The organism is Chryseobacterium gambrini, from assembly GCF_027920505.1.
GTDB classification, from domain to species: Bacteria; Bacteroidota; Bacteroidia; order Flavobacteriales; family Weeksellaceae; genus Chryseobacterium; species Chryseobacterium gambrini.
Genome location: NZ_CP115857.1, coordinates 4,210,503 through 4,227,383 on the forward strand (window position 1 = coordinate 4,210,503; position 16,881 = coordinate 4,227,383).

At 35.6% G+C, this 16,881-nt stretch carries 17 protein-coding genes; 9 read left to right on the top strand and 8 right to left on the bottom strand.

From position 1 onward, the window contains the following. The first annotated feature begins 15 nt into the window (after window positions 1-15). The 9 genes from PFY09_RS19470 (at window position 16) to PFY09_RS19510 (ending at window position 7,859) form a co-directional block, all read left to right on the top strand. Window positions 16-492 (top strand): GNAT family N-acetyltransferase, encoded by a 477-nt coding sequence (locus tag PFY09_RS19470; RefSeq protein ID WP_271160791.1) that lies wholly within the window; start codon window positions 16-18, stop codon window positions 490-492. Window positions 493-572: 80 nt separating this feature from the next. Beyond that, complete coding sequence (locus tag PFY09_RS19475) at window positions 573-1,436, top strand: DUF58 domain-containing protein (RefSeq protein WP_271160792.1); 864 nt, start codon at window positions 573-575, stop codon at window positions 1,434-1,436. A 110-nt stretch (window positions 1,437-1,546) separates the two neighbouring features. Next, window positions 1,547-2,443 carry a BatD family protein gene (locus tag PFY09_RS19480; RefSeq protein WP_408640177.1) on the top strand — a complete coding sequence of 299 codons (897 nt, stop codon included), beginning with the start codon at window positions 1,547-1,549 and terminating at the stop codon, window positions 2,441-2,443. Next, window positions 2,436-3,428 carry a vWA domain-containing protein gene (locus PFY09_RS19485; protein WP_271160793.1) on the top strand — a complete coding sequence of 331 codons (993 nt, stop codon included), beginning with the start codon at window positions 2,436-2,438 and terminating at the stop codon, window positions 3,426-3,428. Before PFY09_RS19480 ends, PFY09_RS19485 begins: the two co-directional genes overlap by 8 nt. Beyond that, on the top strand, window positions 3,428-4,435 hold the full coding sequence (locus tag PFY09_RS19490; RefSeq protein ID WP_271160794.1) for a vWA domain-containing protein: 1,008 nt from the start codon (window positions 3,428-3,430) through the stop codon (window positions 4,433-4,435). Before PFY09_RS19485 ends, PFY09_RS19490 begins: the two co-directional genes overlap by 1 nt. A 100-nt stretch (window positions 4,436-4,535) precedes the next feature. Beyond that, entirely contained in the window at window positions 4,536-5,273 is a 738-nt protein-coding gene (locus PFY09_RS19495) for a tetratricopeptide repeat protein (protein WP_076392314.1), read from the top strand. After that, window positions 5,273-7,012, top strand: coding sequence for a BatD family protein (locus tag PFY09_RS19500; RefSeq protein WP_271160795.1), 1,740 nt, complete (start codon window positions 5,273-5,275; stop codon window positions 7,010-7,012). Before PFY09_RS19495 ends, PFY09_RS19500 begins: the two co-directional genes overlap by 1 nt. 44 nt (window positions 7,013-7,056) lie before the next feature. Beyond that, window positions 7,057-7,659, top strand: coding sequence for a MarC family protein (locus PFY09_RS19505; RefSeq protein ID WP_076392318.1), 603 nt, complete (start codon window positions 7,057-7,059; stop codon window positions 7,657-7,659). 5 nt (window positions 7,660-7,664) lie between these two features. Beyond that, complete coding sequence (locus PFY09_RS19510) at window positions 7,665-7,859, top strand: hypothetical protein (RefSeq protein WP_076392320.1); 195 nt, start codon at window positions 7,665-7,667, stop codon at window positions 7,857-7,859. Between the two features lie 348 nt (window positions 7,860-8,207). Here PFY09_RS19510 and PFY09_RS19515 read toward each other — a convergent pair whose 3' ends face one another. The 8 genes from PFY09_RS19515 to PFY09_RS19550 form a co-directional block, all read right to left on the bottom strand. Beyond that, a complete protein-coding gene (locus PFY09_RS19515) occupies window positions 8,208-9,179 on the bottom strand; it encodes a chorismate-binding protein (RefSeq protein ID WP_271160796.1) in 972 nt (323 codons plus the stop codon). Window positions 9,180-9,200: 21 nt separating this feature from the next. Further along, entirely contained in the window at window positions 9,201-10,094 is an 894-nt protein-coding gene (locus tag PFY09_RS19520) for an outer membrane beta-barrel protein (RefSeq protein ID WP_271160797.1), read from the bottom strand. Window positions 10,095-10,109: 15 nt separating this feature from the next. After that, the gene (locus PFY09_RS19525) at window positions 10,110-11,228 is read right to left on the bottom strand and encodes an RNA polymerase sigma factor (protein ID WP_271160798.1); all 1,119 of its coding nucleotides are present in this window, start codon (window positions 11,226-11,228) and stop codon (window positions 10,110-10,112) included. 396 nt (window positions 11,229-11,624) lie between these two features. Then, window positions 11,625-12,059, bottom strand: a complete 435-nt coding sequence (locus PFY09_RS19530; protein ID WP_076392328.1) for a PaaI family thioesterase — start codon at window positions 12,057-12,059, stop codon at window positions 11,625-11,627. A gap of 73 nt (window positions 12,060-12,132) precedes the next feature. Continuing rightward, window positions 12,133-12,729, bottom strand: coding sequence for a 1-acyl-sn-glycerol-3-phosphate acyltransferase (locus PFY09_RS19535; RefSeq protein ID WP_076392330.1), 597 nt, complete (start codon window positions 12,727-12,729; stop codon window positions 12,133-12,135). A gap of 317 nt (window positions 12,730-13,046) precedes the next feature. After that, the gene (locus PFY09_RS19540) at window positions 13,047-14,768 is read right to left on the bottom strand and encodes a PspC domain-containing protein (protein ID WP_271160799.1); all 1,722 of its coding nucleotides are present in this window, start codon (window positions 14,766-14,768) and stop codon (window positions 13,047-13,049) included. A 10-nt stretch (window positions 14,769-14,778) separates the two neighbouring features. Next, window positions 14,779-15,108 carry a PadR family transcriptional regulator gene (locus PFY09_RS19545; protein ID WP_072952756.1) on the bottom strand — a complete coding sequence of 110 codons (330 nt, stop codon included), beginning with the start codon at window positions 15,106-15,108 and terminating at the stop codon, window positions 14,779-14,781. Window positions 15,109-15,321: 213 nt separating this feature from the next. After that, on the bottom strand, window positions 15,322-16,662 hold the full coding sequence (locus PFY09_RS19550; protein WP_271160800.1) for a cytochrome P450: 1,341 nt from the start codon (window positions 16,660-16,662) through the stop codon (window positions 15,322-15,324). Between the last annotated feature and the right edge of the window lie 219 nt (window positions 16,663-16,881).

The following is a 16,881-nucleotide window of genomic DNA, read 5'->3' on the forward strand; positions in this document are numbered from 1 at the left end:
CTCTTTAATTTTAGAATGGAACAAATTATCATTAGAAAGGCAGCTCAGGAAGATTGTGAACCGATGCTGGAATTAATTAAAGAACTGGCGGATTATGAAAAGGCTTTGCATGAAGTTACCTTAACTTTAGATCAGTTTATTGAAGACGGATTCGGAAAATCTCCTGTTTGGGGGGCTTTTGTAGCAGAATTCAATGGTGAAATTGTCGGGATCTCTTTGTATTACGACAGATATTCGACCTGGAAGGGAAAAAGATTGTATCTGGAAGATCTTGTGGTGACGGAAAATCTGAGAGGAAAACAGATCGGCAAGAAATTATTTGAAGCCACCATGGAATACGGAAAATCTAACCAATACAGCGGAATGGTTTTTCAGGTGCTCAACTGGAATGAACCAGCGATTAATTTCTACAAAAAATACAGCCCGAAATTTGATGACGAATGGCTGAATGTATCTATAGAGTTTAATGTTCAAAGTTTATTGATACCGTAAAGGCGATTTAAATTTTAATAAAATGGAACATTTTAAACTAAAAACATTGAACAAAGAACCTCAAACTTTAAACTAATTATATGCAGATAAAAGATATTGTAAAAAAAGTAAAGCAGATAGAAATCCGGACCCGAAAGAAGACGGAAGCTACTTTAATGGGGCAATATCACAGTGCTTTTAAAGGACAGGGAATGACGTTTTCGGAAGTTCGTCCCTATCAGTTTGGAGATGAAATCCGCAGGATCGACTGGAACAAAACGGCACGTTTCCGGGAGCCTTTTGTAAAGGTAATGGAGGAGGAACGTGAACTGACGATGATGTTGGTTGTGGATATTTCCGCTTCAATGGATTACGGAACCAAAAATCAATTGAAAAGAGAATATGTTGCAGAAATTGCAGCAAGTTTAGGTTTTTCAGCAGCTGGAAATAATGATAAAGTAGGCTTGATTCTGTTTGCTGATAAAGTGTACAAAGTTATTCCGCCACAGAAAGGAAGAAAACATATTTTATCCATTATCAGTACCATTTTAACCGCAGATTATGTTCCTGCCATTTCAAAAATGGATAAAGCGATGGAATACATGATGGGAATTTTCAAACGGAAATCTCTGGTCTTCCTGTTCTCGGATTTTGAAGATGAATATGACTCTAAAATGCTGAGAGTGGCTTCCAAAAAACATCTGTTGTTGGGAATGAGAATTTATGATGAAAAAGACAATGAAATTCCGGATGTGGGATATACCTTATTATATGATGCAGAAACCGGAAAGCAAATTTGGGTAAATACCTCAAGTGCAAGATGGAGATACAATTTTGCCGAAGCCAAAAAGCAGAAGCTGAAATCTTTAGAAGAAGATTTTGCCAACAGTTCGGCGAGTTTTATGAATATTAGTACAGGTTCGGATTATTCGAGATTACTGTATAATTATTTTCAGAAGAAATAAAAATAGACACTTTTTGTCATTGCGAGGAGGAACGACGAAGCAATCTTTTTTAATACAGATTCTTCCTTCGTCAGAATGACAAAAAACGACGTTAAAATTTAATAATAAAATTGAAAAAACTATTATTTATATTTTGTTTTTTAATCTGTGCAAATGCATTTTCGCAGATCCTTTCTTCCAGTGTTGAGAAGAAAACCATTGCTTTGGGAGAAGTGAACCACATTGTGATCACCATTAATAACCTGAACAATGAAAAAGTTTCTGCAGCTCGAGAGAATGAGTTGCTGCCTTTTCATTTCGAAGAAATTAAGGACAGTATTGCGCAGACTCAGGATGTTTATTACAGAAGGATTGAATTTGCTGTTTTTGATGAAGGAAAATTTACCATTCCCGAACTGGAATTCAAAGTCAACGGAAAAGTTCTGAAAACAATTCCTTACGAAATTGATGTCATTAATACGGCTCAGAAGACTGACCAGATTAATGACATTATGAACAACAAAGAAGTAAAACTTGAAGCTACCGATTACTGGGAACTGTATAAATTTTACATATTAGCCGCCATTGCGGTCATCTGTCTCATCATTGCGGTCATCATGTTCATTAAATTCGGACGAAAACCAAAAGATTCGCCAGTTGTCGCCACAAATCAGACCTTGAAGGAACTGGATTCTCTTAAAAAGAAAAAATATGTGGAAAGTGGAAATTACCGTTCATTTTATGTTGAACTGATCGATATTTCCCGAAAATTCATCGCAAAACAATACCGCGTTCCGGCAGATGTTTTACTAACGGATGACCTTATTGATGTGATGAAGAAGAACAATACCATTTCTCAGGAAAATGAAAAAATAGTGGAAGACGTATTTTTAAGAGGCGATCTGGTGAAATTTGCGAAAACATTCCCAGATCAGGCAACCATGGAAAAAGATTTTGCCGACATCAGAGATTTTGTAAAAAGATCATCAAAAGATCTTGAATTTGAAAACTTGAGAAAGGATGCCTGATTTTGAATTTTACAGTCCGTGGTTTCTGCTGCTTTTCGCGCTGTTTATCCCTTTGTTATTCAGAGATGCGAGTAAGCAGAAAAGAAAAGGAATAAAAGTTCCTACGGTAAAAAATATGGGGGAAAGCGGTGGAATTCATTTCATCATGTTTATTCTGAGAATATCGAAGTACATTATTCTTTCTGCGCTCATTATTGCCATGGCAAGACCGAGAACTTTTACGGTTTCTCAGGACAGAGACGATACAAAAGGGATCGATATCATGCTTTCTGTGGATGTTTCCCTGAGTATGCTGGCAAAAGATTTAACGCCCGACCGTTTAACGGCTTTAAAAGATATTGCGATTAAATTCGTTAATAAAAGACCGAATGACAGAATTGGTCTCGTTGCCTATTCCGGAGAAGCATTTACCAAAGTTCCGGTAACTTCCGATCATCAGGTTGTTGTGGATGAACTCAATAATCTTAATCCTTTGGAATTACAGCCGGGAACAGCCATCGGAGAAGGACTTTCCGTTGCGGTTAACCATTTGAAAAACAGCAAGGCAAAAAGTAAAATCATCATTCTGATGACGGATGGTGTGAATACCATTGAAAATGCAATGCCTCCTGCAATTGCTGCGGAACTGGCTAAAAATAACGGAATTAAAGCATATTCCATTGGAATCGGAACGAACGGATACGCTTTAATGCCTACACAGACCGATATTTTCGGAGATCTTGTTTTTACGGAAACCGAAGTGAAAATTGATGAGCCTGTTTTAAAAGAAGTCGCACAAATGACGGGCGGAAAATATTTCAGAGCTACATCAAACAGCAGTCTTGAAGAAGTGTATGATGAAATTAATCAACTGGAAAAATCTGATGTAAAGGTGGCAAAGCTTTTCAATTATCAGGAATATTTTAAAATTTTCCTGTGGATTGCTTTGGGTATGCTGTTTTTAGACGCTTTACTGAGATGGGTGTTTTATAAAATTTTAAGTTAATGGATTGGTATTTAGGAAATTATTGGTTTTTATTATTGCTGTTGCTTTTGCCGCTGTTAGCTTCCTTTTTGATCCGTTTTCTGAAATGGAAAAAAAAGAAAAGAGAAATTTTTGCAGACAGCCAGTTTCATGAGCAGTTATTTGAAAAAAAATCTGGTTTTACCAAGTTTTTTCCGGCGCTCTATCTTTTTGGAACATTGTTTTTAATATTTTCGATTATCGATTTGTTAAGCGGTTCAGAAGAAATTAAAACCAGTCAGAAATTAAATAATGTCATTTTCATGCTGGATGTTTCCAACTCGATGAATGCTGAAGATATTAATCCGAGCCGTTTAACGGAAGCAAAGAATCTCATGCTTCAGACGATGCAGAAGATGAGAAGTGATAAAGTGGGGATGGTGATTTTTGCAGGACAGGCAACCTCCATCATGCCTTTAACCACAGATTACAGTTCGGCAGAAACCTACATCAGCGGAATCGAAACAAACTCGATGCAGATTCAGGGGACAGATTTTCTGAACGGGATGAAAATTGCTGCCGAAAAATTCAAAAATGTAAGCAAAGACGGAAGAAAAGTTGTTTTGCTGAGTGATGGGGAAGACAACGAAGGAAATGACGAAGCAGCGATACGACTGGCTAAAAAAGAGGGAATAATGATTACGTCCGTCGGAATAGGAACAGAAGAGGGAGCTCCGGTTCCGGAATATGTTTTCGGACAGTTAATGGGGTATAAAAGTGACATTAACGGACAGACCGTTATCTCCAAAAGACAAACGGAAGCACTTAAAAAAATGGCTGATGCAACAGGAGGAAGCTATATTGACGGAAATAACATCAATGAAGCACCGGACAGAATTTTAGACGCATTAAGAAAGAAAACCGGTTCATCCGAAACGATGGTGAAATCACAAAATGCCAATCATTATTACCAGTATTTTCTGGCAGTTTCTCTGTTTTTCTTCTTTCTGATTTATTTATTTAATCCTAAAAGAGACTTTAATTTATAATAATCCGGATACATTGTCTCAGAACCAGACTATTACTTTAACCCAATTTTAACAAATAAGACACTGTTTATTAACATTTAAAGGAATAATTTTGCACATAATGAATACTAAAATCATTTTTTTATCGTTTATAATTGCTTTCATCTTTCCGGGAAATCTTTTCGGGCAGAAAAACTACAGGACTCTGGTGTATGAAGGCAATGAAAAATTCAACGGTAAAGATTATGATGGAGCGTCTGTAAAGTATCTGGAAGCGATAAGAACCAACAGCAAAGATTTTACAGCGCACTATAATTTAGGAAACGCATTATATAAGAGTAAAAAATATGAAGAGGCAAAAGCAGAATTCGAGACGGCTCAGAAACTTTCTCAGACGCTTCCGGATAAAGCAGCAGCTCTTCATAATTTGGGGAACACGTACATGCAGATGAACAAGCCGGAAAAAGCGGCAGAATTTTACAGACAATCCCTGAAACAAAATCCTTACAGCGAAGTAACAAGAAAAAATTACGAAATTGCCAAGCTGAAGGATAAAGAAAACCAACAGAAAAAACAACAGCAAAATAACTCCGGTAAAGGAGGCGGTGGTAAAGACCAACAGCAAAATGATGATCAAAAAGGAAAAGATCAAAAGCAGGATCAGGGACAAGGTCAGCAGAATAAAGGAGACGGACAGGGAAATGATCCCAACCGGAACCAGAATAATGAAGGCAAAATCCCTAAAGGTCTCGAAAATCAAATACTCAACAAAGTAAGCGACAAGGAAAAAGAAACCGCCAGAAGAATTTTGAATAAAAATTCTTATTCGATGCCCGAGAGCAACGAGAAAGATTGGTGATGCAGAACAGAATTATTTACATATTACTTTTAATGTCTTCCGTAATTTCTTACGGACAGGTAAATCTTTCTGTAACTCCGGATAAAACAACTTATAGCTCCAAAGAAATTGTAAATCTCAGCATCGTTCTTGAGGTAGAAGGAGCCGAATATAATCAGCAGACAAAACTTCGTCTTCCTGATTTTTCCAAATTCAATCTTATTGGTACCGGTTCACTTAGCAATGGATTTATAGATCCCGAAAGTAACGTTGCCGTTTCACAGACCATCACAAGACTTGCTCTTGAACCCAAACAGAAAGGAAAAGTAAAGATCGGATCTTTCCTGATTACCATCAACAATAAAATTTATAAGACGGAACCTTTTGACATTTTTATAAAAGATGTAGAAAAGAAACCGGTTGCAGCCAACAATGCTTCAAAAGACGTTTATCTCAATATGGAGATTGATGACCGTGAAGTGTATCAGGATCAGCCTACCATTGCTGTTCTGAAGGTGTATTCAAAAAACATGGATAACTTCAGAAGAGTAAGAAATATTCATCTTCCCGAACAGGACAATCTGGATGTTTTTCCGGTAAGCTTTACCAAATCTGAGATTGATCCTTCCGACGCAGGAAATATGGCATCCCAGATTCTGGCTGTATTCATGGTTTTCCCGAATGAAGCGGGGTATGTGGATATTCCGGGAGTTTCTGCCTCTTTAAATTCCTATGCGAATAAAAATAAAATTGTTTCCAATAAAGTAAAGATCAACGTCAAAAAGCTTCCTGAAGGTTCTCCGGAATGCTTTAAAAATGCAGTAGGAAACTTCAATGTAACGGTTGCCAATACTTCAAAAGAAAAAGTTGAGGTTAAAAAACCGATGAATGTTCTTATAAAAGTAAGCGGAGAAGGGAATCTTAAAAGCATGGAGCTTCCCAAAATTGCGGAATCTCCGGATTATGAAGTTTTTGCACCCAAAATTACTTCACGTGTAACGGTGGGAACAGAAGGGATGAAAGGTGAGGTTTTGGCCAATTATCTTGTGATTCCTAAAAAAGCGGGAGAAATAACCATTAAAACAGAGCAGTTTGCCTTTTTTGATCCTTCAAGTAAAGAGTATGTGGACCTCGGACAGCAGTCTTTAGCCGTAAATGCTTTTTCTCATGATCAGATTCTTGAATCCCGCACTGCGGTTGAGAAAGTGAATGAGTATACCAATACTTTTCTAGAAACGGTAAATACGCCAGTTTTAAAAACAACATCATTTAAAGTAAAAGAAAAAAAGAAATTCCACTGGAATATTCTTTTCATCAATATTGCGATTTTACTTTCGTTATTCGGGATGTATCTTCTGTTTAAAACGTGGCAGAAAAAAAACAGATTATCTAAAGAAACTAAGACTCCGATGGCTTTAGGTTCTGTTGCTGAAACAGAAAATGAAATCCGTGAAAAGTTTAAAACAGACATCAATGATTACTTCGGGTATTTGGAAAATCTTAAAGATAATGAAGATTATCAAAAGTTTTTTCAAACCTTCGATGAGCTTGATGAGGAAGTGAAAAGCCAATATTCTGTAAATCCGGCTGATCATTTCGCTGAGTTGCTGGAAAAAGAAAAAGGTTCAGCAATTGCCGAAGAATACAGGAATCTTATTCAGAGAGTGCAGGTTGAAAAGTATGCCCCGATAAAATCTTCCGAAGGAATGGACGAACTTTTATCAGCAATCGTTAATTTGTATTCTAAGATTAGCAAATAATTAATTTATTTTCATATTTTTGCGAAATTATTAATTGCAAGGAAATGGAAATATTTAATGATTTTTCGATAAAAGAGATTATTACCTGTTTTATGGTTCTTTTTGCAGTGATTGATATCATTGGCTCTATCCCGATCGTGGTAAGTCTGCAGCAAAAGTTCGGACAGATAGAAGCAGAAAAAGCGTCTATTACCGCAGGAGCTATTATGCTTGTTTTCCTTTTCGTAGGGAATAAAATTCTGAAATTTATCGGTGTTGATGTTAATTCGTTCGCCATTGCGGGAGCTTTTGTGATTTTTATCATAGCCCTGGAAATGATTCTCGGAATTGAGATCAACAAAACGTCTGAAGCAAAGGCTGCATCCATCGTTCCCATCGCGTTTCCGCTGGTTGCAGGAGCAGGAACCTTAACAACAACACTTTCTCTGAAAGCGGAGTTTCATGACATTAACATTATTTTTGGAATTATTCTCAACACAATTTTCGTATATTTGGTGCTGAAATCAGCAACGTGGCTGGAGAAGAAAATGGGCGATGCGACACTCGCTATTTTACAGAAAGTTTTCGGAATTATCCTGTTGGCGATTTCAATTAAATTATTCACCGCGAATTTTGCGCAGCTGGTGCAGAATTACATTAATTTTTAAGAGTTATGCAGAAGTTTTATAAAGTATTTTTGGTACTGTTCATCGTGTTTATCGCAATTAATCTTTATGCTTTAGACTGGCAATCGGATATTTTGTCTGAGGATAACCTGAAGTTTGTTTTCTCAATAGCTTCAGCGGCAATAGGTCTTATTTTGCTTTTTGTAATGAATACATGGAGCAAAATTGGAGTAAGAAAATAATTGAATTACAATCTTATATAAAGCCTCTTTCAGTTTGAAGGAGGCTTTTTTATTTCTGCTTCTTATTGCATTTTAGCTCTCGAATAATAAAAATCTAAAGTAAAGAGTTTTGCTCCTTTAGGAGCAGAATCTGTGTAGAAATAAGAATAAATCTATTAATCAATCCGTAGGATTGATATCTATGATACGATACATTTTATAAAGATAGCGTTCCTACGGAACACCGAACATTTTTCGAATATGATTTCTACACAGATAAAACTCCATAGAGTTTTCTAACATTTTACTTTAGACAAATTGTTGAATCTTTTGCCTCTTTTTCGGTCAAATAAAATTTAAAGAAGTTTATTATTTTAAAATCGCCAGATTTTTTAGAACAGCTTCAGATTTCAGTTCAGTTTCTGTCCATTCTTTTTCGGGATTGCTTTGTGCGGTAATTCCGCCACCTACAAATAAATGAACCGCATTTTTATACAGTTTTGAACAGCGAAGATTAACAAAATACTGTACCGTTTCATCAGTCTCAATTTTAATATATCCTGCATACAGTTCGCGCGGAAATTTTTCAATCTTCTGAATTTCTTCTTTACAAAAATCTTTCGGAATTCCGCAAACAGCAGGAGTGGGGTGTAATTCCTGAATAATCTGATCTAAGTTTTCAGGCTTAATTTGGGCTTTAAAATCGGTTCGGAGATGCTTGATATTTCCTGAAATATGATCGTAGGTTTCAGATTCCGTTACGTTTTCAGAATACTGATTTAAAATATTTCTGATGTAGGACGTTACAGGTTTCTGTTCCTCAATTTCCTTTTCCGACCAGTTTTCAAAAACGGGAAGCGTTCCTGCGAGACTCATCGTTTCAAATTCGTGCGTTCTTTTACTGAATTTTCCTAAAACTTCTGAAAAAGCACCCATCCATGAATTTTCGTCATCGATAAAAATATATCTGAATGCATTCGGATAGGATTGACAAAGATGATTAAAGCTTTCTTTCAGATTAATTTCTTCAAAATCGGTGAAAATTTTTCTTCTCGAATAGACCAGTTTCGGAAGCTTATGTTCTTTGATAACCTCAATTACTTTTTCAAGATTTTTTAAATATTCTTCCTTGGTTTCAGCAACAAATCCGCTTTTATCCTCAGGTAAAATATCACTTGAAATTGCTGTCTGATTAAAATTTTCAGGGTTTAATTCAATAATTTTTCCTCCAAAATCCAATCGTTCCAATCCATCAAAAGAATAAAAACTGATAGGGTTTTCGCCGGAATTTTCATCTGTGGAATACAGTTTTTCGTCGAATGGAAATTTGAAATAAATCATTGTTTGAAGCTTTTTGGAAAATCAAAGTCGGGAAATAATATAAGAAATTCCAACATTGATTTTTCTTTCTGCAAAGGTATTATTAGTCTTAAAAATCTCAAAATCAAAGTCAGGGTTTTTTAAGGAAATATTCTTGATGCTGTAATGCTGATATTCCGCAGAAATGATGAAACGTCGCAGCAATCTGTACTGAAGCCCCAAAGAAAATCCGAGATTGGTCTGTGTGCTTTTAAAATCCTCCAGTTTGGTTAAAGCGTCATTTTCAGGAGTCAGAAACTGCATTTTATAAGTCTGATTATTTAGCAAAATTCCTGCAAACGGACGGAAGTTTTTCCAGTTATACATCAGTTTAAGCTGAAGTGCAAACTCAAAATGTTCATTATTAAACTTCTGAAATAGAAGCGGCTGATTATGTTCGGTAAAATAATATCCGTTCAGAAAGGTGTCTTCTTTGTTGGCATCGAGATCGAAGGATGAATTCCAGTGATACGCATTGGCAGAAACCCAGACTAAAAACTGAGAATCAAAGAAACTTTTGGAAGCCCAGATTCCGAGATTTTCCCCGAACTGCGGTTTATTTTCTAAAGACCAGTTTGCACTTTTTATACCCAATCCGCCTTCAAATCCGTACTGAAAGGTCACCGGTTTTCGCAATCTTGCTCTTCTTGAAGCTCTCTGTTTGTCGATTTCCTGTTTGTATGCATCCGTCACAAATTTCGTTTCCTGAACGATCGGTGTTTTCATCACAACATCATTCAACTTGAATTTTAAAGGCTTCATAAGATATACGGTATCATAAACGACTACTTTTTCGTAGACGTAAACCGTATCAATTTTCTTTTTCCTGATTTTCTGTGCAAACGAAAAGTTAACACAGGCGATGAGAAAAAGAAGTATTATTTTTTGGAAGGACATATTCTGCTTTTCAATTTATTTTTCAATAAATACGGTGTCTCTTTTAATGATTTTTTTAACGACAATTACTTTCTGCGAAGTTTCTTCAATGGTGTCGCTTGCAGCCGTTTTTTTTAAAACCGGTCTGCTTTTCAATCCTGTTTCATCGTCGTTTATTTTTGTTTTTAAAGTGTTTTCCTCTTCAATTATATTTGTTGCTGACTGATTTACAGCATCATTGTCTGATTTTTCTTTTTTATCGAAATTGATAGTTTCTAAATATTCTTTAGTCTCTTTATTTTTGATTTCACCTTTGTTTTTAAAAGTTGAAGAAACTGAATCATGATCGGTTGTGAAAAACGAATTTTTCGGATTTATAAAAAAAACGGACAGAACGATGATGATTAAAAACGTTCCTCCAATTATTATTTTCTTTTTCAGGCTTTTACCGGATGATGAAAATGCAACATTATTAATTTTAAGATCGGAAGGAATCTGCAATTTTTTTGATGGCTGAATGGTAAAATCAGCAAATTTGCTTTTGAATGTCTGCGCCCAAAGCAATCCGCCAAGTCCGAAAATAACAAGCAGTTGAGCCATTTTTTTCTTCGGAGTATTTTGATTGACAAAATTCTTCATCAGATAATTCTGAATCGATTTTTTCGCTCTCAAAAGGTGAGATTTTGAGGTGTTTACGGTAATTCCCAATAAACCGGAAATTTCTGCATGAGAATGATTTTCAATAAAATACAGATTGAAAACGGATTTATGATGGGATGGAAGATTGTCGATAGAAGACAGCAGTTCTTCACTGGTGAAGTCGTAAACGAATACATTTTTCTCTTCTAATAAATGATGGTTCATTTCTGAATAGGTATCTGGGATTTCCGAAGGTTCTGTGGTTACAAAAGTATCTTTGCTGTGTTTGCGGATGTGTTGCAGTGCATTATTTACCACAATTTTTTTCAGCCATGCAAAGAGAGCCTTTTCGTCATTCAACTGATCGTTTTTCTGGATTGCGGTAATAAAGCTGTCCTGCACGATGTCTTCTGCCGTGTAAATATCATCAATATATCTTCTGCATATTCCCAGAAGTTTCGGGGAATAATCGAGATAGATTTTCTGCCAGTTGAAGTTGCTGCTGTTTTGCTTCATAATTTAATTCGCGACAAATAGTAGGTTTTTATTTACCGGAAGTATTATTAAAATTTTTTGATTATCCGTTATTAATCATAATGCTTAATTTTTACGCAAAGGATCGCTAAGATTCTTTTATATACCAGCTGTTTTTAAGTTCGCAAAGGCGTTTCACTCACCAAAGAACTCAAAGATTTTCAATTATGACCAATTACGGGCAATATATAAAATTTTGACCTTTTCAAGATAAAGTTAAATCTTTATATAAATGAACAGTGCCGATAAAAAATAAATTTAAAGTTTTCATGGTTATTATTTTCTTATAAGATGCAGAAAAAATAAAAGGTTGCAGCAGGAAAATAAAAAAAGCTCAAATTTTTTTTGAGCTTGGTATTTTTCAGTGAAAATTTAATCTTATCGGTTGATGATATTGTTCGTCATCGTGGTATGATTGATGAGCTGACCTTTTTCATCGCGGATCTCAATTTCTGAAACATGCATCGTTTTTCCTTTTCGGATAAATCTTGCAACGGCTGTTACGATTCCGTCTTTTTTGCTTCTTAAATGGTTGGAATTGATGTTGGTTCCCACTCCGAAATATTTTGTACCATCAATAAAAATATTAGACAGGCTTGAACCCATGGTTTCTGCCAATACACAGCTTGCGCCACCGTGCATAATTCCGAAAGGCTGATGAATTTTTGGTGAAACAGGCATGGTTGCCGTTAATGTTTCATTGTCAACATCAATATCCGTAAATTTTATATCCAGAGTTTTTGCAAATGTTTCTCCGCCCCAGTTGTTGATGAATTCTAATATTTCTTCCTTGCTTTTATCTTTTATGAACATATTTTTTAATAATGAATAATAAGTGATTGGTAATGAGTAATTTTGATAGCTTCTAGCTTCCAGCCTCTATCTTCTAACTTCCAGCCTCAGAATCATTTCCCATGATATTCGGGTTCCAGTTTTCAGGGATTTTAGGAACTATATCATTTTTTATGTAGTAATCCTGAATTTCCTGCATAATTTCTGTAAACGGTGCAGATGCAATTCTTTCGTAGGGAATGGTATACCCAAGATAAATGATTTTTCTTTTAAAATCTCCCGCCGCGAGAACGATAGGAACTTTAGCCGCTAAAGCCATGTGATAAAAACCTTTTCTCCATTTCGGAACCCAGCTTCTTGTTCCTTCGGGAGTGATGACCAGACTGAAATCGTCTTTTTCAAACTGTTTGGCTACGAAATTCACCAGATCATTCTTCTGGCTTCTGTCGATCCCGATTCCGCCCAGACCTTTTACAACGCTTCCGTACCAAGCTTTGGTGTGTGCATCTTTGATGATGATTTTTAATGGTTTTTTCAGAGACCAGTAGGAAAGATTTCCTAAAATATATTCCATGTTGTGCGTGTGTGGCGCGACTACAAGAATACATCTGTTCAGAACGTTTTCGTCGCCCTGAAGAACGACTTTCCAGCCCATTAATTTTAGCAGCAGTTTGCCGATCAGCTTTCTCATATAGTTTTAGATTAAAAACAAAAAAGTATAACCAAAGTGGTTATACTTTACAAATATATTGAAATATTATCGCTCTTAAAACAGACTGCTGATTAAATCAACAATTTTCATTACAATTTCTAGTGCCAGTTGTACCATGATTATTGAATTTTTATTGAGTGTTTTGGTTATAATGTTTTACTACACAAATATAAAGATTTTTATTAATATAGCGAATAAAATCTTTATATTTTTTTGTTTTCAGTGAGAGAAGAAGAGTGTGAATTTCAAACGGTTGAGTTATTCATTCACACCTTCTGCCACTCTCTGCAGTTTAGTTATTTGGTTTGTATGGAAATTTCGTTTTTACCTTCGTCTACCTTGAAGTCGATGTTGGCTCCTTTCATCTTTTTGATGCTGCTTTTCATGGAGTCGATTACCTGATCTGCCTTATTACTCGGAACTTTTTTTCCGTTAACGATAATGCTGTCTTCATCATCAGAGTTGTATTCAATCGTAGAACCGTTTACCGTGATTTTATTTTTCTCGATTTTGATGTTTCCGTCTTCATCTCTTTCCTGATCGTCATCATTAATTCCGTCTGCATTAAGATCTCCGTCGAAGCTGATTCCGTCTTTTTTTACAGGGATCACTACGGTTTTCAAAGGAAGTACCAGTTCATAATCTATGCTGTAATCTCTGAAACGGTGTTCGTAAGGATATTTGATGTAGTTTGGAAGAATAATTTTATTGTTTACCACTTCTACAGGAACGCTTACATTTAACGGAAGGTTATAGCCTTTAGCTTCTTTTTTAATAATTAAATAAGGCGTTTTGATGTCTGCTTTTCTTGTTACATCCATATGCATCCAGTCTCTTTCGTATACGGAAACTTTGTCTGAATAAAGATCATCATCGTATCCTTTAAAGTTCTGAGGAATGGAAACCTGCTTGAAATCTACATAAATACTGTCTGATTGGGTGTTGATCGCAATTTCTTCTGTATCTTCTTTATGACCTTTCAGGAACATTTCTCTTTTTGCCATGCTGAATCCGAAATAAGTACCTAAAGTGATGAGTGCAAGGAACAAAGCTCCGATTACCCAGCCTGTATTTCTCAGTTTTGTTTTAGGCGAAATTAATTTGATGCTTAATAATCCGAATAACATGGCAGGCAATAAACTTCCAAGAGTAATCAACGCCATGATAATATACTTCATATTGTCGTTATCAAAATAGAAATTCATCTGGCTGATCGGCGGAAAATCGCTGTCTGCTCCCATGAAACCGAATACCACAAATACTCCGATTAAACAAGATAAAGACATGAATCCGAAAATTCCTCCTAAAATATATCGTAATACATTCCAAAGTCCGCTTCCGGCGTTGTTGATGTAGGGTTTGTTTTCGATATAGATTTCTCCGACCCTCTGAGTAGATTCGTTGGCAAACTGTACCAATTTATTAGACTCATTCTTAAGATTGTCGAAGTTCATAGGCTTTCCCTTCATTTTCAGGAAATCTGCTGCGGTTTCTGCTTTTGGCAAAACTGCCCAAAGAATGATGTAAAGTAAGAAAACCAAGGTTGAAGAAACGGCCGCCGTAAAGATTCCAAGGATGAAAACACCAAGCCAGATGGCTCTCATGGCAGTAATATCCATTCCTACGTAATGCGCTAAACCTGCGCAAACATAAGCGATTTTTTGTCTTTCAGGATCACGGAACAGTTGCTTTTTATCAGAATATTCGGTTCCTGAAGTGTTTGTTCTTTTGGTATTTTTTTCAGAATAATAAGCTTCTTCCTGCTCTTCGATTTTTTCAGGGCTTCCGATCTGTGCAATTACTCTTTCTACATCCGAGTCGTTAATTACCTCACGTTTTGCCATAGAATCTTTGAAGATTTCTACCATTCTGATTTCTATGTCATGCATTACTTCATCTGCTTCCGAAGCATCCAGAGAGCTTCTCAGAGCATTCAGGTAATCGCTAAGTTTTATGTATGCGTGTTCTTCTATGGTAAAAGAAAAACCTGCGAGTCCTATTGAGAGTGTCTTGTTCATAGCTTTGTTTTTAATTTTTTTGAGTGATTTGGTTAACTGAATTGGTTAATTCGTTCCAGGTGTTTTGAAGTTCATCTAAAAATAATTTACCTTTTTCGGTAATCTGGTAATATTTTCTCGGAGGTCCTCCTGTAGATTCTTCCCATCTGTATGAAAGAAACTCGCCGTTTTTTAATCTAGTTAAAAGAGGGTAGAGTGTTCCTTCTACAACATCCAGTTTTCCTTTTTTCAGTTCATCGATTAAGTCGGAAACGTACATTTCGCGATGATTGATGAGACTTAAAATACAGAATTCCAGAATCCCTTTTCGCATTTGCGCTTTGGTATTTTCAGTATTCATCTTTAATAAGTTTTGTTAATTAGTTACATAATTTTCGAAACCCGGAACCTAGCTAGTTGTACCTGTTTCGATTTTACATTACAAAGATATGTAATTAAAATGGTATTATGCAATACAAAGTAGTGAAAAAATATAAATAAATAGTTTAACTAATTGATAGTCAGTTTAATTATTTTTAATGAGAAATTTTATATAATGAGAATTTTATGAAAATCAGATCATATTTTTAACAATTTTACCTTTTAGGCTCAATGTTCTTAAAGTAACCAAAGCTTTTTTCTTTAATTCTTTCTGATATGATACGAAGCTGTAGTTTTTGTAGAATCTACGGACGATAAGAGCCATTTCCATCATGGCAAAGTGTTCTCCTATGCAGAGTCTCGGTCCTGCTCCAAAAGGGTAGTAGGCGAAGTTTTTGGCATTTTCATCATCAAAACGTTCAGGAATAAAAGAATCGGGATCATTCCAGTACTTCGGGTTTCTGTGCAGCCCTGTAATATAGAGGATTATTAAAGTTCCTTTTTTCCAAGAGTAATTTTTAAAGCTGTCGTCTTCCAGAGCCTGTCGGTCGATTGCCCAAGCCGGAGAATGCAGTCTCATTGCTTCTTTGATAATATTTGAGGTAAAGGATTTTTTCATTAAGCTTTCTGTACCAAAAGCATTTTCACCTTCTGCAACAATTTCAGCTTTTAGCTTTTGTTCAGCTTCAGGATTCCGGCTGATCTCGAAAAAGATAAAACTTAAAGCATTGGCGGTGGTTTCGTGTCCTGCAACGAAAAGAATGAGCATTTCATCAATTAGCTGTTCATCAGACATCGGAAGCTGTGTATCTTCATAACGTGCCTGAATAAGCATATCCAGCAAATCATTTTTTTCTTCGCCTGAGCTCCTTCTTTTATCCAGAACATTTTTAATGATATTTTTTCCCTCATTGCTTTTTCTCATCACTTTATCAATTATCCCAAGACTTTTTATCATCTGGCTATACAAAGGAATTCTTACTTCTTTCGCAAAGACTTCCTGAACTTCGGTAATGATTTTTCCTAATTCTTTTACGCTTTCTTCATCAATATCCGAGCTGAAAAGTGTTTTAGCAACAATGTTGAAAGCCAGAGTGTGAAAGAAGTCGTACAAATCAGTCTCCGGTTCCTGTGGAAAAGCCTGAAATGCTTTATCAATTTCAGTCTTCATAATGCCAACCAAGTTGGAGATTTTGATCTTACTGAATCCCGGCTGGATGAGTCGTCTCTGTTTCAGCCAGTCTTTCCCGTTATTGGTAAGCAGTCCTTTCCCGATATATTTTCCTAAGATAACCGATTGTATATCAGATTTATAATAGTTTTTATGGTTTTGCTTTAGAATATATTCAATAAATTCCTTATCCTGAGAAAAGATAAAATCGATGTTCGTTATGCTGGCTTTAAGATGAAAAGTGTCTCCTGCAATGTTATGATTTCCGCTGATCACTTCTAAAGGATTGTTTATTCCGTATAAAAGTGAATACAGTTTTCTTTTTCCTTTAATTTCTGTAGGATAATTGTAATTTGGGGTCATGTTGAATATTTATAATAAATGTAATACTAATCTCTGAATTAAAATATGTTTAAAGCTAAAAGTCATATTTTTGTATTACCTGTTTTATCATTTTAATTTTATGCTTTTTTTAATTTTAACCATAAAAGAAACGAAAGATTTATCATAAATTCATTATCAAAATAATCAGCGTTCTCATAAGCATGAAAGTCTGATATTTTTTAAACCAATATTTTTTTC

Bases quoted from the DNA above. Each gene is read 5' to 3' on its own strand.
- PFY09_RS19470 (WP_271160791.1), top strand. From the start codon at position 16: ATGGAACAAATTATCATTAGAAAGGCAGCTCAGGAAGATTGTGAACCG.
- PFY09_RS19475 (WP_271160792.1), top strand. From the start codon at position 573: ATGCAGATAAAAGATATTGTAAAAAAAGTAAAGCAGATAGAAATCCGG.
- PFY09_RS19485 (WP_271160793.1), top strand. From the start codon at position 2,436: ATGCCTGATTTTGAATTTTACAGTCCGTGGTTTCTGCTGCTTTTCGCG.
- PFY09_RS19490 (WP_271160794.1), top strand. From the start codon at position 3,428: ATGGATTGGTATTTAGGAAATTATTGGTTTTTATTATTGCTGTTGCTT.
- PFY09_RS19495 (WP_076392314.1), top strand. From the start codon at position 4,536: ATGAATACTAAAATCATTTTTTTATCGTTTATAATTGCTTTCATCTTT.
- PFY09_RS19500 (WP_271160795.1), top strand. From the start codon at position 5,273: ATGCAGAACAGAATTATTTACATATTACTTTTAATGTCTTCCGTAATT.
- PFY09_RS19505 (WP_076392318.1), top strand. From the start codon at position 7,057: ATGGAAATATTTAATGATTTTTCGATAAAAGAGATTATTACCTGTTTT.
- PFY09_RS19510 (WP_076392320.1), top strand. From the start codon at position 7,665: ATGCAGAAGTTTTATAAAGTATTTTTGGTACTGTTCATCGTGTTTATC.
- PFY09_RS19515 (WP_271160796.1), bottom strand. From the start codon at position 9,179: ATGATTTATTTCAAATTTCCATTCGACGAAAAACTGTATTCCACAGAT.
- PFY09_RS19520 (WP_271160797.1), bottom strand. From the start codon at position 10,094: ATGTCCTTCCAAAAAATAATACTTCTTTTTCTCATCGCCTGTGTTAAC.
- PFY09_RS19525 (WP_271160798.1), bottom strand. From the start codon at position 11,228: ATGAAGCAAAACAGCAGCAACTTCAACTGGCAGAAAATCTATCTCGAT.
- PFY09_RS19530 (WP_076392328.1), bottom strand. From the start codon at position 12,059: ATGTTCATAAAAGATAAAAGCAAGGAAGAAATATTAGAATTCATCAAC.
- PFY09_RS19535 (WP_076392330.1), bottom strand. From the start codon at position 12,729: ATGAGAAAGCTGATCGGCAAACTGCTGCTAAAATTAATGGGCTGGAAA.
- PFY09_RS19540 (WP_271160799.1), bottom strand. From the start codon at position 14,768: ATGAACAAGACACTCTCAATAGGACTCGCAGGTTTTTCTTTTACCATA.
- PFY09_RS19545 (WP_072952756.1), bottom strand. From the start codon at position 15,108: ATGAATACTGAAAATACCAAAGCGCAAATGCGAAAAGGGATTCTGGAA.
- PFY09_RS19550 (WP_271160800.1), bottom strand. From the start codon at position 16,662: ATGACCCCAAATTACAATTATCCTACAGAAATTAAAGGAAAAAGAAAA.